Consider the following 25,115-nt stretch of genomic DNA (forward strand, 5'->3'; position numbering starts at 1 on the left):
ATTGCAAAATAGTTAAAAAACGAATATTATATATAACTGTTGTGAAAATTATTCGTAAACAGAAAGGATGTTTATATGTTTAACCTTTCAAAACATAAAACTTCTATTAAAACTGAAATTATGGCAGGTATTATTACCTTCTTAACAATGGCATATATCATTGTCGTAAACCCTGTCATCCTTGGGGATGCAGGAGTTCCATTCGAACAAGCATTTACAGCAACCATTATCGCTGCTGTTGTCGGAACATTATTTATGGCGATCTTTACAAACTTACCAATCGCAATTGCACCAGGTATGGGATTAAATGCTTACTTCTCTTACTCTGTTGTAAAAGCTCATGAAGGCATGACTTTCGCAATTGCATTCTCTGCTGTATTCGTAGCAGGTATGATTTTAATTTTGTTATCATTCACATCTTTCCGTACAAAATTAATGGAAGCAATTCCTGAAAACTTAAAACATGCAATTACTGCTGGTATCGGGCTTTTCATCGCCTTTATCGGTTTACGTTTAACAGGTATCGTTACAAAAAATGAAGCAAACTTAGTTGGACTTGGTGATCTTCACTCTGCTCCAGTACTACTAGCATTAGCTGGACTTGGAATTACGATTGTTCTTATGTCTTTAAATGTAAATGGCGCACTATTTATCGGTATGCTATTAACTGGTATTATTGCTTTCTTCACAGGACAATTAACATTCTCAAACGGCGTTACATCAATGCCTGGATTACCAGAAGGAATTATCGTTTCAAATCCAATTACTGCTGTATCTGACGTAATTAACTATGGATTATACGGCGTTGTATTCTCATTCTTCCTTGTTACATTATTCGATACAACAGGTACATTACTTGGCGTTGCTCAACAAGGTGGATTTATGAAAGATGGAAAGCTTCCAAAAGCTGGACGAGCTCTTCTATCTGACTCATTCTCAGCAACAATCGGTTCTATGTTCGGAACAACACCATCAACAGCTTACATTGAATCTTCTGCTGGCGTTGCAGCTGGTGGTCGTACTGGTTTAACAACTGTTACAGTAGCTGTTCTATTCGCTCTAGCAGCATTCTTCGGACCTTTAGTAAGTGCCGTTTCTGGTGTATCAGCTATTACTGCACCATCATTAATTATCGTTGGTAGCCTTATGATGGGTTCAGTTCGCCACATCGATTGGGACGCATTTGATGAAGCATTCCCAGCATTCTTAGTAATCTTAAGCATGCCACTTACATCAAGTATCGCAACAGGTATTGCACTTGGATTTATTTCATATCCACTTATGAAAGTGGCAAAAGGTAAATTCCGTGCTGTTCACCCACTTGTATATGTATTTGGAATTTTGTTTGCTTATCAATTGATTTTCTTACCACATTAAAAAAGTAGAGCATCGGATTTCGATGCTCTACTTTTCTTTTATAACAATCATTCAAACTATAACGGTCCCTCCAAAATATGAAGGAGCTTATAATCTTTTAATATTTCTCTTCTACCTGTAATTCTTTACTATACTTCTGAATGAAAACTGAAGAAATAACCATTACCATCCCTACGCTACACCCAATAAGCTGATCCAGTAGCATTTCATCATGAATGAACCAGCGCAGTAAAAATACACCACCAAAAATAAGCATCATGGTAAATCCAGTATGTCTAAGACCTTTATATACATTTTCCATATGTATCACCTCTCCACATACCTTTTATCCATATTATACCACAACCTAAAAACGTGTATAACCAACATTCAGTATTGAAACCAATAATAAAAAAGACTGCAGAGAACTCCATCTCCACAGCCTAATACTTATTTTTGCAAGAACGCTTTTAAATCTGCAAACTGTCTCTTTGCATCTTCATAGCCTTGCTCATATAGATTTTGTAGTTTTGCTGTATCTTTTTCCATACGATCTACTTGAAGCGGTACTTCTGGACGAATAACAAATAAATTACCCGCTTGTTCTTCTTTTTCAATGTAGTGAAGTGTTTCATTATACACTTCATAGCGATTTAGCATCGTGTTAACAAGATTCGGATATTTTTTATAAGCTTTCGCAGCAATCCACCCAAATCTTGATTTTTTCTTTGCGTAACCGTGATTTCTTGTTAAAATTACGACTGATTTTTCAAATCCATCTTCCTGTGCTTTACGAACTGGAATTGGATCTGAAATCCCGCCATCTAATAATTGCTTACCACGATAATTTACTACTGGTGCAATGAAAGGTAATGAACTAGAAGCTTGTAATAAATTTAGTGCATCGTCATTCGTTCCCTCTTTTTCAAAATAAACAGACTGTCCTGTTTCACAATCCGTCGTTCCTACAAGGAAACGCTCTGGGCTATTAAAGTATGTTTCAAAATCAAACGGCACATGCTTTTCTGGAATTTCATGAAAAATAAAATCCATATCAAATAGCTGACGTTTTCTCCATAAGTTTTTATACGATAAATATTTCGGATGTGATGCATAATCAATATTTACTGTTTTATTTCTATTTCTTTGTCTGGAAAGATACGACGCTGCATGACAAGCACCAGCTGATACACCGATTACATATGGAAAATATAAATCTTGTTCCATAAAATATTCTAATATCCCGCCCGTATATACACCACGCATACCGCCGCCTTCTAATACTAACCCTGTATTTTCAAGCATGTTACTCTCTCCTCTATATATATTGACTCTTTAATTATTCACCATGTTAAGTATCTGTTTCTATTATATATGAGTTCTTTCAGAAATTATATTTAAAAGACTTGAGAAAACGGAATTTTTTCTTCCAATTATATTTCCAAATGATCAGAGACATCCTTTATAAACCTCTGAATAAAATCTTGTTCTTCTTTCGTATATCTATCTAAGAGTAACAGCCACTTTTCTTCAGCTTGTTTATGCAATTTATCATGAGCTTTATATATTTCATTTCCGCTTTCCGTTAAGCGAAAGAAAATTTCTTTTTGATTGTCTAACATTTGCATCTTCTCAACGAATTTCTTTTGGAACAACTTTGTACAAACTTTAGAGATTGCACCCTTCGTCATTCCCATTTCTATCGTAATTGCCGTTACATTCATCAGACCATTTTTCCCGATACACTCGATTACATGTAACTCAGATAAAGACATACTACTTACACCTGTCTCACGAAGAAACTTCTCATTTTGTCCTTTCAAATGTTCTTCTCTTTTATGCAAAAGTGTACGAATGTCCGAAAGTATTTCCATTTGTTTCGTTGCACGCTTCAATCCGTTCGCCTCCTAAGTTTCCAAAGAAACAATTTAACTATATACCATTTTAAAACCATTTTTTCATCTTTACAAGTGAGAAAATCATGTTAAAATAAATTTAGTTTCTAAGGAAACAAAAAACACAAGGAGGTTAACAAGATGAAAAAATCTAAACTAACTTTCATTTTATATGTTGTCTGTATGAATGCCTTACTTGGTTCCTTCGCTCAAAATATTTACACACCTATCTTGCCCATGATTCAAGGTTCTTTTCATACTTCTCTTTATCTTGTAAATGTAACAGTTTCACTTTTCACGTTCATTCTTGCGATTATGCAGCTCGTATATGGACCTTTCATTGATACAAAAGGGAGAAAATCTGTCCTTATCCCTAGTTTAGTCATTAGTACAATTGGTTCAATCGGATGTGCTTTTTCGGCAAACATTTATTTATTTCTCTTTTTTAGAGCTGTTCAAGCTATAGGAATAGCGGCTATACCTGTAGTTTCAGCAACGATTATCGGCGATTTATTTGAAGGAAAAGAACGCGGAGAAGCGATGAGCCTATACCAAATGTTACTTGCCCTCGCACCTGCGATTGGTCCTCTCATTGGTGGTTATCTCGGCAGTATAAATGGCCACTTATCCGTATTTCTATTTTTATCTATACTTGGCATTCTCTTATTAATGATAAACATTTCACTACTTCCAGAAACAAAACCTACTGTAATTAAGCAACCGCAAGCAAAAAAGAATTACTGGTTTATCTTAAAAAATAAAACTGGATTTTCTATTACTCTTATTGGCTTCATTCAATTTTGTATTTACTTTTGCTTTCTCGTTTTTTTACCGAGTATTTTAACAAATTCATTTCATTTAACTGTAAAGGAAATTGGTCTTATGTTTGTACCAATGTCTCTTTCTATCATGCTGGGAAGTTTTTGCTACAAGTTTTTGCAAAAACGCCTCACAACAAAGCAAACTTTATTTATTACGAGTTTCTTCAATATTATATGTGTCGTTTTATTCTCTTTCACATATAGCATTAATATCTCATTCATCATTATCGTTACATCTTTGTACGGTTTTAGTATGGGACTTTCTATGCCAACTCACACTACTTTGTTAACGGAAGAATTCGTACAAGAACGCGCAACTGCTATCGGTATGTACAACTTCATCCGCTATCTTGGTATGGGCACAGGGCCACTTATAGGTGGATTTCTTTTATTTAATCAAAATTACTTTTGGATTTTCTTCATAGGTGCAATTACATTTCTACTTATCATTTTATATGCAATGAAAATGATACATTTTCATGCTTTACTAAAAGCAAAATAGAGCCCCCGAAAGGTCGGCTCTATTTTAAACTCGTTGATCCGCAACAATATGAATATCAATATGCTTCGTCTGTCTCATAATTTCATTCACAATCGAACCTTTTCGAATTTCTTCCCACCGCGTTCTCGCTGATTGCCCAAGTAAAATTTGCGTTACTTGTAATCTTTTCGCGACTTCAATAATAACGTCTGCTGGCTTTCTCCCTTTCGACTCTTCTAACACAAACCTTGCATCAAATTGATTCGTGAGCGCCTTCCACTCTTCAATCGTTTGCTTTTTACTAGCTGAAAGAGAATCTATATTTTCTCTTTCAACATTTAATACATACAATTCAGCGTATAACCGATCAGCCATGCGCCATCCCCGTCTTATTAATTTCTCTGCCGTTGAACTGTACTGTACGCAAACGAGAATTTTTTCTTTCACTCCAATCGGTTCTATCACTGTTTGACTAATCTTTTCGTCCATATCGTCAGCGACTTCACGAAGTGATAATTCTCTTAGTGCTCCTAAATTATTAAGCGTAAAGAAATTTTGTAAGCTTTGCTGAATTTTTTCTTCTTTATATATCTTTCCGTCTATTAACCTCTTCCGAAGTACTTCCGGCGTTGCATCAACGAGCTGAATTTCATTCGCCTTTTGCAAAATAAAATCTGGAATACGTTCTCTTACTTTCACATTTGTAATTTGAGCTACAATGTCATGAACGCTTTCTAAATGTTGGATGTTAAACGCTGATAATACGGATATACCGGCATCTATCAATTCCTGTACATCCATATAGCGTTTCTTATTTTTAGATCCAGGAACATTACTATGCGCAAGTTCATCCACCACAACAACTTGCGGTGCACGTTTTATAATGCCTTCCACATCAAGCTCATAAAATACTTTTCCTTTATACTGTATTTCTTTCAAAGGAACTTTTTCTAAATCAGCAATTGCTTCTTCCGTCTCTTTTCTCCCGTGCGTTTCAATTAAACCAATTACAATATCCATACCGTCCTTTTTCATCTCTCTAGCATCATAGAGCATTTTATAACTTTTCCCTACTCCTGGAGCAGCCCCTACATATAGCTTTAACTTCCCACGATTTTGCTGACGAATATATTCTAAATATTCCTCTGGCGTTCGCCTTTGAAACGTCGGTTTATAGTCATCCGCATACAAAACACACACAACCTTTCTTTCGAAACAACACTACCTCAATCCGTTAGATTGAGGTAGCACTGTTACTATTTCAGTAGTTTCTGTAATTCTAAATTTAACTTTAAGACGTTTACGCGGGTCTCTCCAAATAAACCAAGTGCCGCACCTTCTGTTTGATCTTTAATCAATTGCTCTAGTGTTTCTTTCGGAATTTTCGTTATTTTTGAGATACGCTCTACCTGTACGGAAGCTGCCTTCGGACTAATGTCAGGATCAAGCCCTGAACCTGAATTTGTCACTAAATCAATTGGCACTTCTGTAACTGGTACGGTGGGATTTTGTTTCTTCCACTCTTCAATACTTTTCTCTACTCGTTTCTCTAAATCTGGATTAGACGATGCATAGTTATTTGAACCAGATGCCTCTGCTTTATATTCAATACTAGAAACACGCCCATGAAAATAACGTGGATTTGTGAAATTTTGACCGATTAATGTAGAACCAATCACTTCATTTTTATCATTATATATTAGACTTCCATCCGCATTATCCTTCATTACCGCTTGTGCAATACCAGTAACAATAAGCGGGTATACAAGTCCGCACAACACTAAAAATGTAAAAGTAATGCGGATAATCGGTGACAGTATATTTTGTTTCTTCGCCATCTCTTTCCCCTCTTCCTTATATGAACAAGCCGACAATCATATCAATTACTTTAATTCCAATGAACGGTACAATCACTCCGCCAAGCCCATAAATAAGTAGGTTTCGGCCAAGTAGTGCATTCGAACTCATCGGTTTATATGCGATACCTTTCATCGCCAATGGAATGAGTAATGGAATAATAACTGCATTAAATAGTAATGCTGATAAAATCGCTGACAGTGGTGATGTTAGTTTCATAATGTTCAATGCTTCCATTTGCGGAATCGCAAGTGTAAACATTGCTGGAATGATTGCAAAATATTTCGCTATATCATTTGCAATACTAAACGTCGTTAACGCACCACGTGTCATTAACAATTGCTTACCGATTCCTACAACCTCAATAATTTTTGTCGGGTTCGAATCTAAATCAATCATATTGGCTGCTTCTTTCGCAGCTGTTGTACCACTATTCATGGCTAATCCAACGTCAGCCTGCGCTAATGCCGGCGCATCATTTGTACCATCACCTGTCATCGCTACAAGTTTCCCTTTATCTTGCTCTGCTTTAATAACTGCAATTTTATCTTCTGGTTTGCACTCAGCAACAAACTCATCTACTCCTGCTTCTTTTGCAATGGTTGCTGCTGTTAATGGGTTATCCCCTGTACACATAACCGTTTTAATCCCCATTTGACGTAACTGTTCAAAACGTTCACGCATACCAGGTTTTACTGTATCTTTTAAATAGATTAAACCGTAAATAAGATTATTCACTGCAACTACAAGTGGTGTTCCGCCCTCTTTTGAAATGAAATCTGCTTTTTGATTTACATCTTTCGGAATTGTTCCACCTTGTGACTGAACCCATTCAATCACGCTACCGACAGCACCTTTTCTCACTTTCGTTCCGTCCTGTAAATCAACACCACTCATTCTCGTTTCTGCTTTAAATGGAACAAACTCACCTTGTTCTGCAAGTTCTCTATTATATGATATAGATTTCGCTTGCACATACTCGATAACAGATCGACCTTCTGGTGTTTCATCTAAGACTGAGCTAATAGCAGCCCACTTTCCAACTTGCTCAATCGTTTCATTTCCTACAGGTAATAATGTATGAGCCATTCGGTTCCCGAAAGTAATCGTACCCGTTTTATCTAAAATAATTGTATTAATATCACCCGCAGCTTCTACTGCTTTGCCCGACATCGCTAACACATTAAACTTTGTCACCCGGTCCATCCCGGCAATACCAATTGCTGATAATAATCCACCAATTGTCGTTGGAATTAAACAAACTAACAACGCGACAAGTACAGCTGTATCAATTTGAAATCCTAAATAATTTGTAAAAATCGGTAACGTCACAACAACGATTAAGAAAATAAGCGTTAAGCTCGTTAATACTGTATTTAAAGCAATTTCATTCGGTGTTTTTTGACGAGCAGCTCCTTCTACTAAAGAGATCATTTTATCAATAAAGGATTCACCAGGATTACTCGTAATGACAATCGTAATCTCATCACTTACAACCATCGTACCGCCTGTTACGGAACAAAAATCACCGCCCGCTTCTTTTATTACAGCTGCTGATTCCCCTGTAATTGCAGATTCATCAACAGACGCTAATCCTTTAATGACTTCACCATCACTTGGAATCATCTCACCTTGCTTTACAATAACAACGTCACCTTTTCTAAGATCAGTTGCTGAAACTTGAACGATGTCTCCATTTTCTTTTACAACATTTGCAAACACATCTTTCTTCGACTGCTTTAAAGAATCAGCTTGCGCTTTCCCCCGTCCCTCCGCTAATGCTTCTGCAAAATTAGCAAATAAAACTGTAAATAAGAGAATGAAAGAAACTGTTATATTAAACCATCCTGGTACACTACTAGAATGACTTGGAAGAAACGATAAAATGAACGTAATGATAAATCCAATTTCTACAACGAACATAATCGGATTCTTTATCATGACTTTTGGATTCAATTTCGCAAAGGATTGTTTCATCGCATGTGTTACGATATCACGATCCATCGTTTTCGCTTGTCTAACTTCATCTTCTACAACATGTATTTGTGACTCATTTACTCTTTTTTCTTTTACTACTACCGGTCTCATCATTTACCCTCCATTACTTCAATGTAAGAAATTCTGCAATTGGTCCGAGTACTAACATCGGGAAGAATGTTAATGCACCAACAATTACAATTGTTCCGATGAAAATGCCGCCAAATAAACTATTATCTGTACGGAACGTTCCGACTGTTGCTGGCACAACCGTCTTTTCTTTCAAAGAAGCTGCAACAGCTAGCATCGTAATTAAACTGAAATAGCGCCCTAAAAACATAACTAAACCAGTTGTAATATTCCAAAACGGTGTATTATCCGCTAATCCTTCAAATCCAGACCCATTATTCGCAGCTGACGAGGTGTATTCGTATACCACTTGCGTTAAACCGTGGAAACCGGAATGAGAAATAGCATCCGTCCCTAAACTTGTTGAAAGAGCTAATGCCGAAAATCCTAAAATGAGCAATGGATGAAATAATATCGTTACCGCAATTAATTTCATTTCCTTACCTTCAATTTTCTTACCTAAAAACTCTGGTGTCCGTCCGACCATCAATCCAGATATAAAGACTGCGATAATCGCATACATAATAATGTTCACAAAGCCTGCTCCAACGCCGCCGTATACTGTATTTAACATCATATTTACGAGCGGTACTAACCCGCCAATTGGTGTTAACGTATCATGCATCGTATTCACGGCTCCGGTTTCAGCAGCTGTCGTTACTGTTGCGTATAGTGAAGAAAATACTGTTCCGAACCTTACTTCTTTTCCTTCTGTACTTCCTTGTACATGTTCAATACCCATTGCATTTAATGCCGGATTCCCATTTAGTTCAGATGTCGTAATTGTTATAAATCCTAGTAAAAACACCATGAATAGTGATACAAAAAGGATGCGACCTTGTTTTTTATTTCCTACCATTCTTCCGTACGTAAATGGAAGTGCTGTTGGCAATAACATCATAAGCATCATTTGCAAAATATTACTCATTTGCCCTGGATTTTCAAAAGGATGTGTAGAATTAGCTCCGAAAAATCCACCGCCGTTATTTCCAAGTTCCTTAATGGAAACGAATGATGCAACTGGACCGCGTAAAATACTTTGCTTCGCGCCATCAATCGTTTGCGCCGTAACTGCCCCGTCTAGCGTTTGTGGTACACCAAATGCGACAAAGACTAGTGCCGCCATAAATGCGATAGGAAGAAACACTCTCGTTAATGCTCTCGTAAAATCAACGAAAAAGTTACCGAGTTCTTTTCCAGCAAGCGCTCTTATAAATGCCATAACGAGCGCTAACGTCGTTGCCGGTGCTGCAAACATTAAGAATGTAATTCCGATTAATTGTGATAAATAAGATAAACCATTTTCACCGCTATAATGCTGTAAGTTTGTATCAGCCATAAAACTAATTGCTGTATTAAAAGCGAGCGTAGGCTCCATTCCTTCAATGTGTGCTGGATTTAATGGCAATACTCCTTGTAGTCTGAAAATGAAATATACGACAACAATCATAAATCCGTTTAATAAAACTAATGATAATGCGTACTGTTTCCACGTTTGATTGTATTCTTTTACACCTGTAATTTTAAAAATAAGTTTTTCAAAAGGCCCGAATACTTTATCTAGCTTTTTACTACCTTGAAAGGCTTTCTCTAAATAAATTCCCGTTGGCTTTGCCACAAGAATAAACAATAGCATTGTAATAACGACTGCAACCCAGATCATAATGAATGACTCCCCCTAATTAAAACTTTTCCGGATTTAATAATGCATACACTAAGTACACCGTAATTGCTGCAACAATAACTGATAAAACAATCATCATGATTGCTTCCCTTCTTTCACAACTTTATCTGACCAACTTGCAAGACTTATCATCGATGCAACTAACACAACAAAAATCCCGATCATTACAACATCTAACATGGCTATTCCTCATTTCTAATTGTTAAAATTTACCATTAAAATATTAAAAAAGAACACTGAGCTCTACTCAGTGTTCAAAAAATGAACAACAAAAAGTAAACCTCCTCTCTAAACGCTTACGAGGTTAGCTGTCGGATTCGGGCCTAAAGAGTAGCCCTACTTTCAAAACTGAAAGATTCACCCCAAGTGACGATGCACAAAATTGGTTCCCCCGCTCCATTTCTGGAACTCAGCGATTTTAGGTTTTTTTGGAAATTTTATGAATGATTTATGAGAGTAAATATACTCCTCTATATTTCACTTGTAAAGAGCTAAATTACTGAAAATAAGAAAATATCCATCTATTTAAACGCTTACATTAAGTATTATTAATATTATCCCATCTATTTTCTCGTCTTTTCTTGCTTTTTCATAGAAATGATCTTTTAAATACGAAATAAAAAGAGCGAATGACATGAAGTGCATCGCTTGTTGCACTTAACATTCGCTCTTTTTTTCACTATTTATTCTCCTCGTAAAAAAGTACGTAAATTTCTCCCGCGAATATAAACTTGTGACAATTCTGCATGTAGTTGCTCATATTCGATAACATCTGTTTTTAAATATAAAGCGTCTTTTGATGGCAGTATGATATAGGGCTTTGGAAAAATGGGGTCGAGCATCACCAATTCTTGAACTCGCTCTATCGATACCGCCCAACGATTCGCTATATCTCCTAGTAACAACACCTTCATCTTCTTTTCACCCACCCTATTCAAAAAATAAAAAAGATATATTATCACAATTCGTAAACACGACAAATGCAGCTCCAATTGTTTCATAGAGCCTCGCTGGATATCGTTTATTCCTTGTAACAACAGTAATAGGTGCTTGAAAAGAAAAGCGAATGTGTTCTGTGAAGAAGCTAACGATTGGGAGCTCATCCCCTAGTAAAATTACCTTCTTAATACACTCACAAATACTAGTAAAATCTTGCTCCTTACTACAACTATACGTCCAATCAAATCCACAATTCCTCACTTCGGCCGCTATCTCTTCATTTGCTGTGAAAATAATTAACTCATGTTGATATGCTACTAAATCTATTAAACTATTTACCTTGCTTTCCTCCCCAACACAAATAAGTGTTAGTTCCATGTACCTCATCCTCCTTAGCATAAAAGAACTCAAACGTAGATTAATATTCCCTTATACTAATCGGACCGATGAAGTGATGTATCCATCGTGGCACCGTCCTCTCTCAAGACGCTTACGAAGTTAGCTGTCGGATTCGGGCTTTGAGAGTAGCCCTACTTTCAAATTTGAAAGATTCACCCCGAGTGACACTGCACAAATTGGTTCCTCCGCTCCATATCATTGGACTCAGCGTATTACAAAAAATATATTCTGGCTGATATATTACTCCTGTATTTTGAAAAAGTAAACAGAAAAAAAGCCAGTTATAAAACTGACTTTTTTTTCTTTACACTTGTTCTTTATTCATTTTGTATGCAAAATGATTCGTCGGTCCATGACCACTTCCAATATGCAACGGCTCTTCAATTGCTATACTAATAAATCGTTTTGCCTCTTGAACTGCCTCTTCCATCGAGTAGCCTTTCGCAAGCCCTGCTGTAACCGCTGAAGCAAATGTACAGCCGCTTCCGTGTGTTTGCTTTGAAGGAATTCGTTCACTTCTAAATTCAATAAACTCTTCTCCATCAAAGAGTAAATCAATTACTTCATTACCTTGATATTCTGCATGTCCGCCCTTCATAAGTACATATTTCGCACCTAATTCATGCAGTACTTTTGCAGCTTCTTTACTATCTTCAATGTTATGAATTTCCAGCCCCGTTAACACTTCTGCCTCAGGAACGTTCGGCGTTACAACTGTTGCTACTGGCAATAAATATTCTTTTAACGCTTGTACTGCTTCTTGTTGTAATAATGATGCACCGCCCTTAGCAATCATAACAGGGTCTAGTACAATATTATTCCAGCCAAATTTATTAATATATTCTGCTACAATTTGAATAATTTCGCTGCTAAATAACATACCTATTTTTACAGCATCTGGTGTTAAATCCGTACCAATTGAATTCAACTGTTCCGTAATACCTTCTAACGAAACTGGATATACCCCTTGAACGCCAAGCGTGTTTTGAGCAGTAATCGCCGTAATCGCCGTCATTCCGTACACACCAAGCTCTTGGAATGTTTTTAAATCTGCTTGAATGCCGGCACCGCCACCGCTATCAGATCCTGCAATTGTTAAAGCTTTATTTACTTTCATCCCACTCATCCTTTTCTATCCAAAATAACGATGATAAACTGTTTTTGCTTCACTTATATCTTTCGTTCCATGTACAAGTACACGACCATCTTTAAAAGCAACTAATCTCTTTTCTTCCACAGAAAATGATAATAAATATGGATTTACATTTAAATCATTTACACGATCATTCAGCAGCTCTTTGTATCGTTCAAAATCTATTTCCTCTTTATGGGGTGGTCTAATTTGAACTGTATTTCTCCCGCATAAAACTGCTGTTTTCGATGTATTTTCTTTGTTTAAATAAGGATATAATGCATTCTCTCCGCACGAAGGGCAATTATGTTTACGAAGCTTTTGCACATTCATACATGAATATTCATTCTTCCATACATCAAACGATACAAGTCCATCTCGAAGTGATTCGTAATCTTCCACTAACAGTTTAAGAGCTTCCGTTACTTGATGAGAAACGACGAGAGATACAGCAGGTGATATAATCCCCGCTGTATCACATGTCGCTCCGCCAAGCGGAATCGATTGTAATAAACAAGATAAACATGGCGTTTTACTAGGAAGGATTGTGTAAGAAAGGCCGTAACTCCCTACACATGCTCCGTAAATCCATGGAATAGAATATTTTTGTGCTATATCATTCACAATGAAACGCGTTTCGAAATTATCAGTTGCATCAATCATTACATCAACGTTTGTAACGAGTTCTTCTAACTCCTCAGCTGTTACATCTTGAACGAGCGCTTCTACTCTTACTTCACTATTAATCTCTTCTAGACGCTTCTTCGCTGCTACAGCCTTCGGAAGATTATTTTCCACATCACTCTCTGCATACAATTGCTGCCTTTGTAAATTACTCCAATCGACATAATCCCGGTCAACAATCGTTACTGTGCCAACACCTGCTCTTACAAACATTTCTGCATTTGCACTACCTAATGCACCTGCGCCGATAATGAGTACATGCTTTTCTCTTATTTTTTGCTGGCCTTCTTCCCCAATCGGAGAGAATAATTCTTGGCGAGAATATCGATTATTCAACTACGCTCATTCCTTCTAAAGGACTACTTGCCGTTGCACAACGTTTGCGTGCAATACGACCTGCTTCAAATCCTAAACGACCTGCCTCAATACTTAATTTCATTGCTTGTGCCATTTTAATAGGATCTTTTGCCCCTGAAACAGCTGTATTTAATAACACGCCATCTGCTCCTAATTCCATCGCAAATGCCGCATCAGCCGGGCTACCGATACCAGCATCAACGATAACTGGTACTGTCGCTTGTTCAATAATGAAGCTCAAATTCAATGGATTTACAATACCAAGTCCTGATCCAATTGGAGATGCTCCTGGCATAATCGCATGCACGCCAAGTTCTTGTAATTTACGTGCTAATACAACATCATCAGATGTGTACGGAAGTACGATAAATCCTTCTTCTAGTAACATTTCAGATGCCTTTAACGTCTCTACCGGATCAGGTAATAACGTTCTATCATCACCAATAACTTCTACCTTTATCATGTCGCAAAGCCCTGAAGCTTTTGCTAATTTTGCAATACGAACAGCTTCTTCAGCATTTTTTGCTCCGGCTGTATTCGGTAATAACGTATATTTTTTTACATCAAGTTTCTCTAATAAATTAGGCTGCTTTGCATCAAATATATCCATACGACGTACTGCGAACGTTAAAATTTCTGCCTCAGATACATCAATTGCCTTTTGCTGCACATCAAAATCAGGGAATTTGCCTGTTCCTAATAAAAGTCTAGAATGAAATGAAAATGGTCCAATGTTTAACATAATCAACCGCCTCCTACGAAAGTTACAATCTCAATTTGGTCTCCATCAAAAACAGATGTATCTGTATGATCATCTTTTTGTAAAATATCTTTATTACGCTCTACTACAACAATTCTGTTATCTAACTCTAAATGTGTAAGTAGCTCAGCTACTGTTTTCACACTCTCTGGCACTTCAATTTGATTACCATTAATTTTTAAATTCAAACTTCCATCCCCTTTCTAAACTGTTTTAGAAAGCAATAAATCTAGCAAGTGATTCTCCTGCTTTCCTTCTATTAAATCAGCCATATATTGACCAGAAACAGGACTTAATAAAATGCCGTTTCGATAATGGCCTGTGCAAGCATATAAACCTTTTATTTCTTCATGCTCTCCCATATAAGGAGCTTCATGATTCGATTGTGGTCTTAATCCTGCCCATGCACTTTCCCATTCAGCTTCTTTTAAAGCAGGCAATATTGTATACGCGCGCTCTAATATAGAAGTAATACTTTCTGGTTGCACAGTTTTATTGAACGTACGAGGCTTCATCGTTGCTCCAATTACGTAACGTCCGCCGCGCTTTGGTGCAATGTAAAATCTTTCTTGGAAAATAGGTGCCTTTAAAAGTGGTTTTCTACTTCTTACCGCTACTACTTCTCCTTTAACTGGATATGTACCCCATTCGCGGTGAAAATAACCTAGTAACTTCGTGCTCCATGAGCCACCTGCAATAACAACTTTCTCGCAAGTGATCATACCTTCGCTTGTCACAATTCCAGTCACTTTCTTATTTTCAATACGAATATCAAACACTTCTGTTTGCTCATATATATCCGCACCGGAAATTGCCGCAGAATGCGCGAATGCTTTCGTAAGCTCTGGCGCAATAACATGGCCATCTTTCGGATAATATACAGCACCTATAATTGACTCAGATAGATACGGCTCTTGCTCTCGTAAACGATCTCCCCTTAGAAAGTAAGAATCTTCACCGGTTTTCTGCTGCCAATCCATAATATGAAGAATTCTTTCCTTCTCCTCTTCATTTTGAGCAATGCGATAAATGCCTTTCTCTTCATACCCAATATCAATTCCTGTTTTTTCACGTAAAACTTCTGCAAGTTGTGGAAATATAGCACGGCTTTCTCTAGCAAGTTCAAATAGCGGGTCATACTCATCCCATTCTGCCTGCACCCCAAGTAAACCAGCGGCTGCTTTCGAGGCTTCAGATGCAATCTGTTGCTTCTCTACAATCGCTACTTTATGCTCTCTTTCTGCTAGAAAATGTGCAACTGAACTACCAATTACACCACCGCCAATTATCGCTACATCATACTTCTTACACATGTTTTTCCGCCCACTTTCTTATTGATTCCTTATAAGATTTCGCTTTGCTATACGGGTTACTACTACTTATAATCCCAGACATAACAGCAATACCACTGACGCCGTTAGTAAGAACATCTCCAGTGTTTTCCGGAGTGATTCCTCCAATTGCTGTAATCGGTATGGATAAACACTTTGCAATGTCTGAAATTTCTTCAAGCCCTCTCGCTGGCACACCTTTTTTACAATCTGTCGGAAATACATGACCATAGACGAGTGAATCCGCGCCATTCTTAAATGCATCGATCGCCTCTTCTAAAGAATGCACAGAATAACCGACATGCAAATAAGAAAACTTTTCTTTCACTGACCTTACATCTGCGCTTCGATATCCTAGCTGTACACGCGGAATGTTTAATAAAATAGCAATATCAATTCGATCATTTATCACTATTTTTGATGCTGGAAAGCCTTTCTTCAAAAGACTTTCCACACCTTCATACAATTCCTTCGTACTTTTCTCACGCTCACGAATATGCAAATAATCAATTTCACTTTCAATTTGCATCGCTACATTCACTAACTCTTCGAATGACATGTGACCATTTGAGATTACATGAAGCTCATTTTTCATATTCATTCGCCTACTTTAAAATGTTTTCGAATAACTCATTGGCCGGAACGATTTCTTTCGTCATTCCTTTATCTTTCAACCATTTATTTTGTTTCTCCCATGACTCTTTTGAATCTGATAAAAATGGTTCATCCTTTGTTTCCATTTTCTCTAATAAAATTTTCATACTTTCTTTTTCAACTTCTGGTACAAGTGGGAAGTTTTCTTTTTCCTGATGATTTAATAAAATATTTAATGCTTCATCTGGATTTTTCTTCATGAAATCATAACCTTTTTTCGTACCACGTAAGAAAGCTTGCAAAGCTTCTTTATCTTTTTTCAATGTTTTATCACCTGTTACAAATACGAGTTCATGATAATTCGGTACACCGTAATCTGCTGGATTAAAGTATGCTGGTTCATGACCTTCATGACGCATAACAGGTACTTCATGGTTAATGTATGCCCCTGTTACCGCATCCACTTTTTTCGTAATTAATGCTGGTACTAAATCAAAACCAACATCGACTACTTTCACTGTATCTGGATTACCACCAGCTTCTTTTACCATCGTTTTTAAATACATCTCACTTAAAGGTGTTCCAGAATATCCAACTGTTTTACCCTCTAAATCTTTTGGCGATTGAATGCCTGCAGACTTCAGCGATACAACATGATTTAATGGTGAACGTACGACAGCTCCAATTGATTTCACTGGAATTTGTTCATTTGCTTTTGCCATGACAACATCTGGCTGATAATATAAGCCAACCGTTACTTTTCCTGCAGCTGCTAACGTTAATGGGTCAGTCGGATTGGAAGGGAATTTAATATTCACCTTTACTCCTTCTTCTTTAAAGTAACCTTTTTCAATTGCCGCATAAATAAAGCTATGTACCGCATTTGGGTACCAATCAAGCATGACCGTTATTTCTTTTTCTTTTTTATTCTTATCTGATGCTGAATTACTCGAACATCCAGCAATCATTGCAACTAATAATGTAAGCACAAAGATGCGTTTTAAAAATTTCATGAATGCTTCCTCCAACTAATGAATTTCTTTTCTAATACCGAAATAAGTACGACGAAGAAAATAGCTAATAATGATAACAATACAATGGGTGCAAATACACCTGCCCCGTCTAATTGCGTCATCATTCTCTTACTGAAATATCCTAGCCCCGCTTGTGCACCGAGCCATTCACCAATTGCCGCCCCAATTACACTAAGCGGTACTGCAATTTTTAAAGCTGAGAAAAAATAAGGAAGAGCAGACGGCAATTTTAATTTAAGAAAAACATCTTTTTTCGTTGCCCCATACGTAACTAAAAGCTCTTCCCATTCTTTTTTCGTACTGCGCAGTCCATCATACGTATTAACCGTAATTGGGAAAAACGTAATTAAAACCGTAACAACGACCTTACTCCAAATCGTATATCCAAACCATAAAACGAAAAGCGGAGCAAGCGCTGTAATAGGAATCGTTTGTGAGGCAACTAATAATGGATAAAATGCTCTCTCCATCCAATTACTCGCATTCATTAACATCGCTAGCCCTACCCCAAGTACGATAGAAATAGCCACCCCTATTAAAACGACATATAATGTTGCTGGCAAATGAACCGTAAATAATATGTCTTTTAGTTTCCATATCTTCATTACAATTGCAGACGGTGACGGTAAAATGTACATTTCATCTACAATTCTTGCGCCTACTTCCCAAAGAGCAAGTAAAATACTAGAAAGTGTAAGAGCAGGTAATAGCTCCTTCAACCGGTTCATCATGCGAGTACCTGCCTTTGCAACATACTAAGAAGCTCATCTTTCAGTGCTAATACTTCTGGTTTATATAAATCTTTTCTTGTCCGATTACAATCAAGCGGTACAATCCTCTCGGTTAAAGTAGTTATCGGTTGATTTTCTACAACTAAAATTCGATTAGAAAGAAACAATGCTTCTTCCACATCATGAGTGATAAATAAAATTGTTTTTTCCCACTCTTTCCATTGTTCAAACAACCATTCCTGCAAAGATGCCTTCGTTAAAGCATCCAACGCGCTAAACGGTTCATCTAAAAGTAATATCTCTCCGCCTGTTAATAAAGTTCGAATGAAAGATACGCGTTGCCTCATACCACCAGATAAATCTTTCGGATATTTTGTCTCATACCCTTGTAAGCCAAATTTGTGTAACAGTTCCTTTGCCTTTATTTGTGCTTCTTTCTTCTGTACACCTTGGCACTCTAGCGGCAGGGCCGCATTCTCAATAATCGTTCTCCATGGCAGGAGCATATCTTTTTGGGGCATATACCCTACAGGATGGCTCTTTGTTTCTGTTAGTTCTATCTGTCCCGTACTCGCTTCTTCTAAACCTGTAATAAGGCGAAATAAAGTACTTTTCCCGCATCCACTCGGTCCGATAATGCTTACAAACTCTTTATCTTGTATAGAAGCATTTAATTCATTAATGATTGGCTTCTCATCATAATGAAAAGAAACATTATGAAACTGTAGTATGTTCTTGCTCCTCAAATCCCCACATCTCCTTACGGTAGGACATATCCCAGAATAAATATTCAAATCGACTGGAATATAGGAAAATCTCCTCTAATCGATCTAGCTCTTTTTCAGACTTTCCAACTGCCATTTCATTTAATAAATCGATTAACCAAACACAAAGGTTGCCATATTCTTCAGAGCTATAGCCTTGAATCCACTCACCAAAGAACTCATGATCTCTTGCTCCAGGAATATCATTTAAACGCTTTCCAATCTCCCAGTAGCTCCACATACACGGAAGAAGTGCTGCTATTAATTCCGCAAGTGTGCCATTTTGAGATACAGACATCATGTAATTTGTATAAGCTAAATTTTTAGCAGATGGCTTTGCAGACTCTATCTCCTCTATAGAAATTCCAAGTCTTTTTGCATACTGTTTATGAATTGTCATTTCTCCATTTAATATCCCATCAATTTGTTCAGCAAATTTCCCCATAATTTGTGGATTTGTTGCCTTTACAACACCGATCGCATATAACTTTGCATAATCTAACAAGTATAAATAATCTTGAATAATATAATACTGAAACTTATCTTTTTCTAACGTACCATCCCCCATACCTACAACAAATGGATGATTATGACTCATCTCCCAAACTGGTTGTACAGTTTCTAATAATCTATCGCAAAATTTCATTTCTCTATCCCCTTTCAATTTATATATCTAAATAAAAAACCACTTCTAAATAAGAAGTGGTTACAGCAAATAAAATTATAATTTATTCGTTGCTCCACTTCCCTTCGCTAGTATTATCTAGATCAGGTCTGTAAGGGTTAAGGATTATTCCTCTCTCAGCACAACAAGCACCCCTAGTGGTTTCAATATGAAATTTTCAAATAAAAAAGCCCCGTTTCTATACGCAAAGAAACGGGGACTCATTATTAGTGTCCGAATTGCTTCCCTACGCTAGCATAATCTAGATCAGGTAATAAAAAGGATCAAAGACTTAAGGTCTTACTCTCAGCTGGCAACACCAGCTCTCCTAGCAAACTATAAAATTATCACTGTCAGTATAACACCGTAATAAGACATCATCAACTGTTTTAATTTTCTCAATTGTCAACAAAATAACAAAACCATATAACACTTATATTCTATCTTAGAAATTATTATCCTCAAAAAATTTATTTTTATATTGATTTCATATTACATTTATGTGAATACACCCACTATATTATATCTTTATACTATAATAAAATTACAACTATACAACTAGAGGAGGTCTCTATTATATGAATATGAAAGCTACTGCTTTAACAGCAACTACTGTCGCAATTGCTTCTTTACTTCCTTCTATGGGAGAAACAAATGTACAAACAGCCAACGCTGAACAATTATCTAATGTGAAAACTGGATATGTCAAAGTCGATCAAGTAGCCTTACATACAAAAGATAACGCAAATAGCTCATCAATTGATACAATTCGCTTTAATACGAAAGTGAATATACTTGAAACAACTAATGGCTGGTATAAAGTATCTGTTAATAATAAAGTAGGTTACGTACAAAAAGATTCTATTCTACTAAAAAACAAACTTCAATCTAATAATCAATATATCGTCAATGCCAATGCATTAAACGTTCGTTCTGAACCTAATTTAGAATCTTCAATTTTAGATGTATTACCAAATGGGAAATTCGTTACTATTCAAGAAGAACAAGGTGAATGGTATAAAATTTTACATAATGGCAAAACAGGTTACGTACAAAAGGCATTCGTATCTAATGGTTCACAGCCTTTAGTAAAAGGCATCACAGTTCAAAATAATACGAAATACACAGTTGCAACACCTAAACTTAATGTGCGTAGCAATGCTAGTACAAGTAGCACACTACTTGGTTCATTACAAAATGGTACACAATTACAAGTAGTGGAAACTGTAGGAACTTGGTATAAAATTCGTTTTGGCACAGGATACGGATATGTGGCAAAGCATTATGTAGTGCAAAATCAAACGCAATCACAAGCTCAAACAGCTCAACCTACTTCCATTCCAGCCGTTTTCAAATTCCCTACTCAAGGAAAAATTAGCTCAACATTTGATATGCGCTGGGAACAAATGCATTATGGTATAGATATCGCAGCTCAGGGTAATGTCTCTATCCAGGCTGCTGCGGCAGGTAAAGTCGTGAAATCATATTATTCAGCTAGCTATGGCAATGTTGTGTTCATCGCCCATCAAATAAACGGGAAATTATATACAACAGTCTATGCTCACATGAAAGATCGCACTGTACAAGCTGGTGATCAAGTACAAGCTGGACAATTAGTAGGTCATATGGGAAACACAGGTCATTCATACGGGCAACATCTTCATTTTGAATTACACAATGGAGAATGGAATTTTGAAAAAACAAATGCAGTAAACCCACTGCCATATTTAGTTAGGTAAATTGTATGCCACGCAATATCAATATACCTCTCTTAATTGAATACTTAGCCTTTTTAGGCTTAATCTGTTGCTTAGTAATTTATAATACAAATACTGTATTTTTATCTATTATCATTGCTTTTGTTGCTTTAGAAATTATGATGGAAGCTTTTCAAGTTCAACTAAAACAAAAAATTGCCCATATTTATAATGCCATCTTTCTATTAAGTGCTTTAATAACAAATATTATTAGTAATGGTTTTTATTTATCTACCGTATTTCCCGTATTTTTTATGGCTGTTTTATTATTCATAGCTAGATACATTCATGTCCCTAATAACAAAAAACACGAACAAGAAGCTTAGAAAGAGGAGACACTGTGTACCAATCTTTCAAAGATAATCCGATAAAATATATATTGAATTTATACAAAAAAACAAATACTTTTTTTGGTATACAAGGAAGCTATACGGCACAATTTCTCCTTTATGGAATGTTATTTCTCGTCTTAATTACATTCTCCTTGCTTTACTAATAAAAAAAGGATCTCACAATTGAGATCCTTTTTAATTTATATAGAAAGTGCCCTTTATCCACAAGCATATTTTTCATAAATAAAGCTAAGATTATATTTTTTCTCTAAGCTCATTCTTTGTTCATCATCACACCAATAGAACAGAATATCATGAATCGTTGCATAACGCTTATTTTTAAGAAACAGTTTAAAGAAAGATGGTAAACAGTCATGTAATTGTATAAATATATAATTGCGTAATATTTCTTCTTTATATTTAATGCCCTTACAAATATACAATAATTCTTCACAATAATATGCATGTTGTGGAACTTGGATCATTTCAAAAAATGGCACATATGATAATAACTTTCCAATAAAATGATCATATCGATCCATTATCCCTATCGTCATATGCTCCATCATATCTTTCATTACATATAAATAATCATCTACATGAGTAGTCTTGAGTGGGTCTAATCGATCTGAAATTTGAGAAAGTACAGCCCTTTGGCAAGCTAACACCGCTTGACTAGGTCCATAATATGATAGAAAGTCTGTACACTTACGATACTTTCGTAATAAATCATATGTATATAAGTCATAAACAAAAGTATTACAATACATCGCTAAACTCATCATATCACTATTTAATTGCTCTTTTGATAGTGACTTAGCTCTCTTACACATATAAAAAAATGTAAATTCTAATACTTCTTTATGGGATAATAAATGTTTACAGTCTGTTATACATTTCTCATTAAATTTCACTCTATCCCAAATTTCTACATCTCCATCAGTTAATTCACCAATACGATATTTAATTATTAAATAGTTTAAAGCAACCGCCTGCGTCAAAAGGTCCCACGTTTCATATTCCAATGAAGTATGAACAAACTCAGCTAGCCCTTGAGTTACCATAAAAGTATTCGCTTCTTCATACCAACCAATTTCTTGGCATAAGCGAAGAATACGTACTAAAGTTGGAATTTCGTCTTTATGAAATTGCGGTAAATTCTTTGCTTTATTCATTCCATATACGATAAATGCCGCTAAATTTTCTTCTTTATAAAATTCTTTTTCTTTCCACACTAATATAGTTCGTTCTTTCCCTTCACCTTTTGGATGACAAGGTACAAGCAAAGAAAATAATTCAGCGAAATTATTTGGTTCTATATATGTATCTGTAACCAAATTCCAATTTGGATCGCGCTGTACAGCCTTCATATAATTCCCCTTCCCTTTTATCTACATAGGAAATATTAATCCATTATCACATCATTAACAATAAATATTGTTATATTCGAAATCAATCATAATACTTATATCTATCAGTATATCATTTTTTCTCTTATTTATAATTAGGAATGACAAATTTAAATAAACTGTCGAAATTACTAACTGTATACTTATTATATAATGGCTCAGATACATCATGCTAACATATTAGCTTAACCCTATATACTAGAATAATGTATCTGATTTTTATACGTAACGTATTACACTAATTAAAGTCTCACTTCATTCCGTATGCTCTGATATTTCACTTAAAGCAAATCCCGCTTGATCATCTGCCGATTCTTTTATAGCTAAATCTCCTAGTGCTAACATCCCAACGAGTTGACCACTCTCAACTACTGGCAATCGTCTAATTTGATACTGTGCCATTAACTCTGTAGCCTTTTCAATAGGATCATCTGGAGAAACTGAAACAATGTTTTTTGTCATTACATTTGTAATTTTATTAGATCCAGGATGTTTTTCAGCAATCCCTCGAACAACTAAATCTCGGTCCGTAACAAGACCAACAACTTGTTCATTTTCAACGACCGGGATCAATCCAATCGATTCTTCTTTCATCTTTACAGCAGCTTCATATACATTGTCTAACGGTGTACACTGTACAATATGAGTGCTCATCAAGTCTCTCACTCGTGTCATTTGTATCTCCTCCTTTTTATACATACCATAGCTTTTCCTAAATCCCTTTATTTATTTCAGGAAAATCAGTTGATAAAGGAGAATGAACGCACAATAAAAAAGAGTCAGCATATTGCTGACTCTTTTTTTATGACCCGTACGGGATTCGAACCCGTGTTACCGCCGTGAAAGGGCGGTGTCTTAACCACTTGACCAACGGGCCATGGCTCCGCAGGTAGGACTCGAACCTACGACCGATCGGTTAACAGCCGATAGCTCTACCACTGAGCTACTGCGGAATAATATATGGTGGGCCTAAATGGACTCGAACCATCGACCTCACGCTTATCAGGCGTGCGCTCTAACCAGCTGAGCTATAGGCCCATATACTTTACAGGGGCAGTAGGAATCGAACCCACACTGGAGGTTTTGGAGACCTCAGTTCTACCTTTAAACTATGCCCCTAAAGGATGCCGACTAGAGGACTTGAACCCCCAACCTACTGATTACAAGTCAGTTGCTCTACCAATTGAGCTAAGTCGGCATAAAAAAATGGTGGCTCGGGACGGAATCGAACCGCCGACACGAGGATTTTCAGTCCTCTGCTCTACCGACTGAGCTACCGAGCCAAACATAAATGGCGGTCCCGACCGGGGTCGAACCGGCGATCTCCTGCGTGACAGGCAGGCATGTTAACCACTACACCACGGGACCATTTGGTTGCGGGGACAGGATTTGAACCTGCGACCTTCGGGTTATGAGCCCGACGAGCTACCGTGCTGCTCCACCCCGCGATGATAAAATATTTACTTTAAAAGAAAATGGAGGAGGTAGAGGGATTCGAACCCCCGCGCGACTCTCGCCGCCTGTCGGTTTTCAAGACCGATCCCTTCAGCCGAACTTGGGTATACCTCCATGAAGGAAAAAATATTTTATTATTTATGTCTAAACCATTTTAAAAGAAAATGGAGGAGGTAGAGGGATTCGAACCCCCGCGCGATTCTCACCGCCTGTCGGTTTTCAAGACCGATCCCTTCAGCCGAACTTGGGTATACCTCCGAGACATATAATAAATAAAGTGGAGCCTAGCGGGATCGAACCGCTGACCTCCTGCGTGCAAGGCAGGCGCTCTCCCAGCTGAGCTAAGGCCCCATGTTTTTGGGAATATCGGGAAGACAGGATTTGAACCTGCGACCCCCTGGTCCCAAACCAGGTGCTCTACCAAGCTGAGCCACTTCCCGTTAATAAAAAGCGCGCCCGAGAGGAGTCGAACCCCTAACCTCTTGATCCGTAGTCAAACGCTCTATCCAATTGAGCTACGGGCGCATATGGTGCCGAGGGCGGGGGTCGAACCCGCACGGTGGTCACCCACCG

The 25,115-nt window shown here is 36.9% G+C and carries 27 protein-coding genes, 13 tRNA genes and 4 riboswitches; of the genes, 4 read left to right on the forward strand and 36 right to left on the reverse strand.

The annotated features are described in order from the left end of the window. Positions 1–75 precede the first annotated feature (75 nt). A complete protein-coding gene (locus tag RCJ96_RS10880; RefSeq protein WP_000482728.1) occupies positions 76–1,377 on the forward strand; it encodes an NCS2 family permease in 1,302 nt (433 codons plus the stop codon). Between the two features lie 97 nt (positions 1,378–1,474). Here the strand turns inward: RCJ96_RS10880 and RCJ96_RS10885 are convergent, their stop codons facing one another. The 3 genes from RCJ96_RS10885 to RCJ96_RS10895 form a co-directional block, all read right to left on the reverse strand. Next, positions 1,475–1,678, reverse strand: a complete 204-nt coding sequence (locus tag RCJ96_RS10885; protein WP_071729194.1) for a hypothetical protein — start codon at positions 1,676–1,678, stop codon at positions 1,475–1,477. Between the two features lie 128 nt (positions 1,679–1,806). After that, entirely contained in the window at positions 1,807–2,661 is an 855-nt protein-coding gene (locus RCJ96_RS10890; RefSeq protein ID WP_074608951.1) for a patatin-like phospholipase family protein, read from the reverse strand. 128 nt (positions 2,662–2,789) lie between these two features. Next, a complete protein-coding gene (locus RCJ96_RS10895; RefSeq protein WP_074608950.1) occupies positions 2,790–3,251 on the reverse strand; it encodes a MarR family transcriptional regulator in 462 nt (153 codons plus the stop codon). 141 nt (positions 3,252–3,392) lie between these two features. Here RCJ96_RS10895 and RCJ96_RS10900 point away from each other — a divergent pair, with 141 nt between their 5' ends. Beyond that, positions 3,393–4,574, forward strand: coding sequence for an MFS transporter (locus tag RCJ96_RS10900; protein WP_416504293.1), 1,182 nt, complete (start codon positions 3,393–3,395; stop codon positions 4,572–4,574). A gap of 24 nt (positions 4,575–4,598) precedes the next feature. On the opposite strand, the gene kdpDN is transcribed toward RCJ96_RS10900, so the two are convergent. The 18 genes from kdpDN to tenA form a co-directional block, all read right to left on the reverse strand. After that, complete coding sequence (kdpDN, locus tag RCJ96_RS10905) at positions 4,599–5,753, reverse strand: KdpD-like non-kinase potassium sensor (protein WP_074608946.1); 1,155 nt, start codon at positions 5,751–5,753, stop codon at positions 4,599–4,601. Between the two features lie 56 nt (positions 5,754–5,809). Next, the gene (gene kdpC, locus RCJ96_RS10910) at positions 5,810–6,391 is read right to left on the reverse strand and encodes a K(+)-transporting ATPase subunit C (protein WP_446699786.1); all 582 of its coding nucleotides are present in this window, start codon (positions 6,389–6,391) and stop codon (positions 5,810–5,812) included. 16 nt (positions 6,392–6,407) lie between these two features. Continuing rightward, positions 6,408–8,498, reverse strand: coding sequence for a potassium-transporting ATPase subunit KdpB (gene kdpB, locus RCJ96_RS10915; protein ID WP_416504295.1), 2,091 nt, complete (start codon positions 8,496–8,498; stop codon positions 6,408–6,410). A 13-nt stretch (positions 8,499–8,511) separates the two neighbouring features. Continuing rightward, positions 8,512–10,179, reverse strand: coding sequence for a potassium-transporting ATPase subunit KdpA (gene kdpA / locus RCJ96_RS10920; RefSeq protein WP_416504296.1), 1,668 nt, complete (start codon positions 10,177–10,179; stop codon positions 8,512–8,514). 19 nt (positions 10,180–10,198) lie between these two features. After that, entirely contained in the window at positions 10,199–10,279 is an 81-nt protein-coding gene (gene kdpF, locus RCJ96_RS10925; RefSeq protein WP_000973728.1) for a K(+)-transporting ATPase subunit F, read from the reverse strand. Then, positions 10,276–10,380, reverse strand: coding sequence for a hypothetical protein (locus RCJ96_RS10930; protein ID WP_000887891.1), 105 nt, complete (start codon positions 10,378–10,380; stop codon positions 10,276–10,278). Before RCJ96_RS10930 ends, kdpF begins: the two co-directional genes overlap by 4 nt. A gap of 99 nt (positions 10,381–10,479) precedes the next feature. Then, a riboswitch (cyclic di-AMP (ydaO/yuaA leader) is annotated at positions 10,480–10,625 on the reverse strand. Positions 10,626–10,883: 258 nt separating this feature from the next. Further along, positions 10,884–11,114 (reverse strand): hypothetical protein, encoded by a 231-nt coding sequence (locus RCJ96_RS10935; protein WP_000866303.1) that lies wholly within the window; start codon positions 11,112–11,114, stop codon positions 10,884–10,886. 16 nt (positions 11,115–11,130) lie between these two features. Then, complete coding sequence (locus RCJ96_RS10940; protein WP_000424076.1) at positions 11,131–11,517, reverse strand: hypothetical protein; 387 nt, start codon at positions 11,515–11,517, stop codon at positions 11,131–11,133. Between the two features lie 93 nt (positions 11,518–11,610). Next, a riboswitch (cyclic di-AMP (ydaO/yuaA leader) is annotated at positions 11,611–11,758 on the reverse strand. Positions 11,759–11,842: 84 nt separating this feature from the next. Continuing rightward, complete coding sequence (thiD, locus tag RCJ96_RS10945; RefSeq protein WP_139302831.1) at positions 11,843–12,664, reverse strand: bifunctional hydroxymethylpyrimidine kinase/phosphomethylpyrimidine kinase; 822 nt, start codon at positions 12,662–12,664, stop codon at positions 11,843–11,845. 6 nt (positions 12,665–12,670) lie between these two features. Beyond that, a complete protein-coding gene (thiF, locus tag RCJ96_RS10950) occupies positions 12,671–13,690 on the reverse strand; it encodes a thiazole biosynthesis adenylyltransferase ThiF (protein ID WP_416504297.1) in 1,020 nt (339 codons plus the stop codon). Next, positions 13,683–14,453 (reverse strand): thiazole synthase, encoded by a 771-nt coding sequence (gene thiG, locus RCJ96_RS10955; protein ID WP_000931981.1) that lies wholly within the window; start codon positions 14,451–14,453, stop codon positions 13,683–13,685. Before thiG ends, thiF begins: the two co-directional genes overlap by 8 nt. A 2-nt stretch (positions 14,454–14,455) precedes the next feature. Beyond that, complete coding sequence (gene thiS, locus RCJ96_RS10960) at positions 14,456–14,659, reverse strand: sulfur carrier protein ThiS (protein ID WP_001049505.1); 204 nt, start codon at positions 14,657–14,659, stop codon at positions 14,456–14,458. Between the two features lie 15 nt (positions 14,660–14,674). Beyond that, positions 14,675–15,784 carry a glycine oxidase ThiO gene (thiO, locus tag RCJ96_RS10965; protein ID WP_416504298.1) on the reverse strand — a complete coding sequence of 370 codons (1,110 nt, stop codon included), beginning with the start codon at positions 15,782–15,784 and terminating at the stop codon, positions 14,675–14,677. Further along, entirely contained in the window at positions 15,777–16,397 is a 621-nt protein-coding gene (gene tenI, locus RCJ96_RS10970) for a thiazole tautomerase TenI (protein ID WP_000787179.1), read from the reverse strand. The genes thiO and tenI overlap by 8 nt, the downstream gene beginning before the upstream one ends. 10 nt (positions 16,398–16,407) lie before the next feature. Beyond that, the gene (locus RCJ96_RS10975; protein WP_416504299.1) at positions 16,408–17,409 is read right to left on the reverse strand and encodes an ABC transporter substrate-binding protein; all 1,002 of its coding nucleotides are present in this window, start codon (positions 17,407–17,409) and stop codon (positions 16,408–16,410) included. Next, positions 17,406–18,158: an ABC transporter permease gene (locus RCJ96_RS10980; RefSeq protein ID WP_416504305.1), complete on the reverse strand. Its 753-nt coding sequence runs from the start codon at positions 18,156–18,158 to the stop codon at positions 17,406–17,408. The genes RCJ96_RS10975 and RCJ96_RS10980 overlap by 4 nt, the downstream gene beginning before the upstream one ends. Then, entirely contained in the window at positions 18,158–18,907 is a 750-nt protein-coding gene (locus RCJ96_RS10985; RefSeq protein WP_242304850.1) for an ABC transporter ATP-binding protein, read from the reverse strand. The genes RCJ96_RS10980 and RCJ96_RS10985 overlap by 1 nt, the downstream gene beginning before the upstream one ends. Further along, the gene (tenA, locus tag RCJ96_RS10990; protein WP_416504300.1) at positions 18,876–19,571 is read right to left on the reverse strand and encodes a thiaminase II; all 696 of its coding nucleotides are present in this window, start codon (positions 19,569–19,571) and stop codon (positions 18,876–18,878) included. The genes RCJ96_RS10985 and tenA overlap by 32 nt, the downstream gene beginning before the upstream one ends. 82 nt (positions 19,572–19,653) lie before the next feature. Continuing rightward, positions 19,654–19,756, reverse strand: a riboswitch (TPP riboswitch). A gap of 60 nt (positions 19,757–19,816) precedes the next feature. Further along, positions 19,817–19,929: riboswitch (TPP riboswitch) on the reverse strand. A gap of 238 nt (positions 19,930–20,167) precedes the next feature. Here tenA and RCJ96_RS10995 point away from each other — a divergent pair. Further along, positions 20,168–21,328, forward strand: coding sequence for an SH3 domain-containing protein (locus tag RCJ96_RS10995; protein WP_416504301.1), 1,161 nt, complete (start codon positions 20,168–20,170; stop codon positions 21,326–21,328). Positions 21,329–21,333: 5 nt separating this feature from the next. Beyond that, positions 21,334–21,672 carry a hypothetical protein gene (locus tag RCJ96_RS11000; protein WP_001137811.1) on the forward strand — a complete coding sequence of 113 codons (339 nt, stop codon included), beginning with the start codon at positions 21,334–21,336 and terminating at the stop codon, positions 21,670–21,672. 224 nt (positions 21,673–21,896) lie between these two features. On the opposite strand, the gene RCJ96_RS11005 is transcribed toward RCJ96_RS11000, so the two are convergent. The 15 genes from RCJ96_RS11005 to RCJ96_RS11075 form a co-directional block, all read right to left on the reverse strand. After that, the gene (locus RCJ96_RS11005; protein ID WP_000648924.1) at positions 21,897–23,048 is read right to left on the reverse strand and encodes a DUF3965 domain-containing protein; all 1,152 of its coding nucleotides are present in this window, start codon (positions 23,046–23,048) and stop codon (positions 21,897–21,899) included. A 294-nt stretch (positions 23,049–23,342) separates the two neighbouring features. Next, complete coding sequence (locus RCJ96_RS11010) at positions 23,343–23,762, reverse strand: CBS domain-containing protein (protein WP_000199015.1); 420 nt, start codon at positions 23,760–23,762, stop codon at positions 23,343–23,345. 130 nt (positions 23,763–23,892) lie between these two features. Next, positions 23,893–23,964: transfer RNA gene (locus RCJ96_RS11015), tRNA-Glu, on the reverse strand. A gap of 1 nt (position 23,965) precedes the next feature. Continuing rightward, positions 23,966–24,040, reverse strand: a tRNA-Asn gene (locus RCJ96_RS11020). Between the two features lie 8 nt (positions 24,041–24,048). Continuing rightward, positions 24,049–24,125, reverse strand: a tRNA-Ile gene (locus RCJ96_RS11025). Positions 24,126–24,135: 10 nt separating this feature from the next. After that, positions 24,136–24,206: transfer RNA gene (locus tag RCJ96_RS11030), tRNA-Trp, on the reverse strand. Positions 24,207–24,212: 6 nt separating this feature from the next. Beyond that, positions 24,213–24,285 (reverse strand) — tRNA-Thr (locus RCJ96_RS11035). A gap of 9 nt (positions 24,286–24,294) precedes the next feature. Further along, a tRNA-Phe gene (locus RCJ96_RS11040) sits at positions 24,295–24,370 on the reverse strand. Positions 24,371–24,379: 9 nt separating this feature from the next. Further along, positions 24,380–24,455: transfer RNA gene (locus tag RCJ96_RS11045), tRNA-Asp, on the reverse strand. A 3-nt stretch (positions 24,456–24,458) separates the two neighbouring features. Then, positions 24,459–24,535, reverse strand: a tRNA-Met gene (locus RCJ96_RS11050). 28 nt (positions 24,536–24,563) lie between these two features. Further along, positions 24,564–24,656, reverse strand: a tRNA-Ser gene (locus tag RCJ96_RS11055). Positions 24,657–24,707: 51 nt separating this feature from the next. Continuing rightward, positions 24,708–24,800, reverse strand: a tRNA-Ser gene (locus RCJ96_RS11060). 20 nt (positions 24,801–24,820) lie between these two features. Further along, positions 24,821–24,893 (reverse strand) — tRNA-Ala (locus RCJ96_RS11065). 15 nt (positions 24,894–24,908) lie between these two features. Then, positions 24,909–24,982 (reverse strand) — tRNA-Pro (locus RCJ96_RS11070). Positions 24,983–24,993: 11 nt separating this feature from the next. Further along, positions 24,994–25,067: transfer RNA gene (locus RCJ96_RS11075), tRNA-Arg, on the reverse strand. Positions 25,068–25,115 lie beyond the last annotated feature (48 nt).

It is taken from the genome of Bacillus sp. BSL6, from assembly GCF_052928345.1.

What these genes read in the sequence shown, in the direction of transcription:
- RCJ96_RS10880 (WP_000482728.1), top strand. Translation starts at nt 76, where the DNA reads ATGTTTAACCTTTCAAAACATAAAACTTCTATTAAAACTGAAATTATG.
- RCJ96_RS10885 (WP_071729194.1), bottom strand. Translation starts at nt 1,678, where the DNA reads ATGGAAAATGTATATAAAGGTCTTAGACATACTGGATTTACCATGATG.
- RCJ96_RS10890 (WP_074608951.1), bottom strand. Translation starts at nt 2,661, where the DNA reads ATGCTTGAAAATACAGGGTTAGTATTAGAAGGCGGCGGTATGCGTGGT.
- RCJ96_RS10900 (WP_416504293.1), top strand. Translation starts at nt 3,393, where the DNA reads ATGAAAAAATCTAAACTAACTTTCATTTTATATGTTGTCTGTATGAAT.
- kdpC (WP_446699786.1), bottom strand. Translation starts at nt 6,391, where the DNA reads ATGGCGAAGAAACAAAATATACTGTCACCGATTATCCGCATTACTTTT.
- kdpB (WP_416504295.1), bottom strand. Translation starts at nt 8,498, where the DNA reads ATGAGACCGGTAGTAGTAAAAGAAAAAAGAGTAAATGAGTCACAAATA.
- kdpA (WP_416504296.1), bottom strand. Translation starts at nt 10,179, where the DNA reads ATGATCTGGGTTGCAGTCGTTATTACAATGCTATTGTTTATTCTTGTG.
- kdpF (WP_000973728.1), bottom strand. Translation starts at nt 10,279, where the DNA reads ATGATGATTGTTTTATCAGTTATTGTTGCAGCAATTACGGTGTACTTA.
- RCJ96_RS10930 (WP_000887891.1), bottom strand. Translation starts at nt 10,380, where the DNA reads ATGTTAGATGTTGTAATGATCGGGATTTTTGTTGTGTTAGTTGCATCG.
- RCJ96_RS10935 (WP_000866303.1), bottom strand. Translation starts at nt 11,114, where the DNA reads ATGAAGGTGTTGTTACTAGGAGATATAGCGAATCGTTGGGCGGTATCG.
- RCJ96_RS10940 (WP_000424076.1), bottom strand. Translation starts at nt 11,517, where the DNA reads ATGGAACTAACACTTATTTGTGTTGGGGAGGAAAGCAAGGTAAATAGT.
- thiD (WP_139302831.1), bottom strand. Translation starts at nt 12,664, where the DNA reads ATGAGTGGGATGAAAGTAAATAAAGCTTTAACAATTGCAGGATCTGAT.
- thiG (WP_000931981.1), bottom strand. Translation starts at nt 14,453, where the DNA reads ATGTTAAACATTGGACCATTTTCATTTCATTCTAGACTTTTATTAGGA.
- thiO (WP_416504298.1), bottom strand. Translation starts at nt 15,784, where the DNA reads ATGTGTAAGAAGTATGATGTAGCGATAATTGGCGGTGGTGTAATTGGT.
- tenI (WP_000787179.1), bottom strand. Translation starts at nt 16,397, where the DNA reads ATGAAAAATGAGCTTCATGTAATCTCAAATGGTCACATGTCATTCGAA.
- RCJ96_RS10975 (WP_416504299.1), bottom strand. Translation starts at nt 17,409, where the DNA reads ATGAAATTTTTAAAACGCATCTTTGTGCTTACATTATTAGTTGCAATG.
- RCJ96_RS10980 (WP_416504305.1), bottom strand. Translation starts at nt 18,158, where the DNA reads ATGAACCGGTTGAAGGAGCTATTACCTGCTCTTACACTTTCTAGTATT.
- tenA (WP_416504300.1), bottom strand. Translation starts at nt 19,571, where the DNA reads ATGAAATTTTGCGATAGATTATTAGAAACTGTACAACCAGTTTGGGAG.
- RCJ96_RS10995 (WP_416504301.1), top strand. Translation starts at nt 20,168, where the DNA reads ATGAATATGAAAGCTACTGCTTTAACAGCAACTACTGTCGCAATTGCT.
- RCJ96_RS11000 (WP_001137811.1), top strand. Translation starts at nt 21,334, where the DNA reads ATGCCACGCAATATCAATATACCTCTCTTAATTGAATACTTAGCCTTT.
- RCJ96_RS11005 (WP_000648924.1), bottom strand. Translation starts at nt 23,048, where the DNA reads ATGAAGGCTGTACAGCGCGATCCAAATTGGAATTTGGTTACAGATACA.
- RCJ96_RS11010 (WP_000199015.1), bottom strand. Translation starts at nt 23,762, where the DNA reads ATGACACGAGTGAGAGACTTGATGAGCACTCATATTGTACAGTGTACA.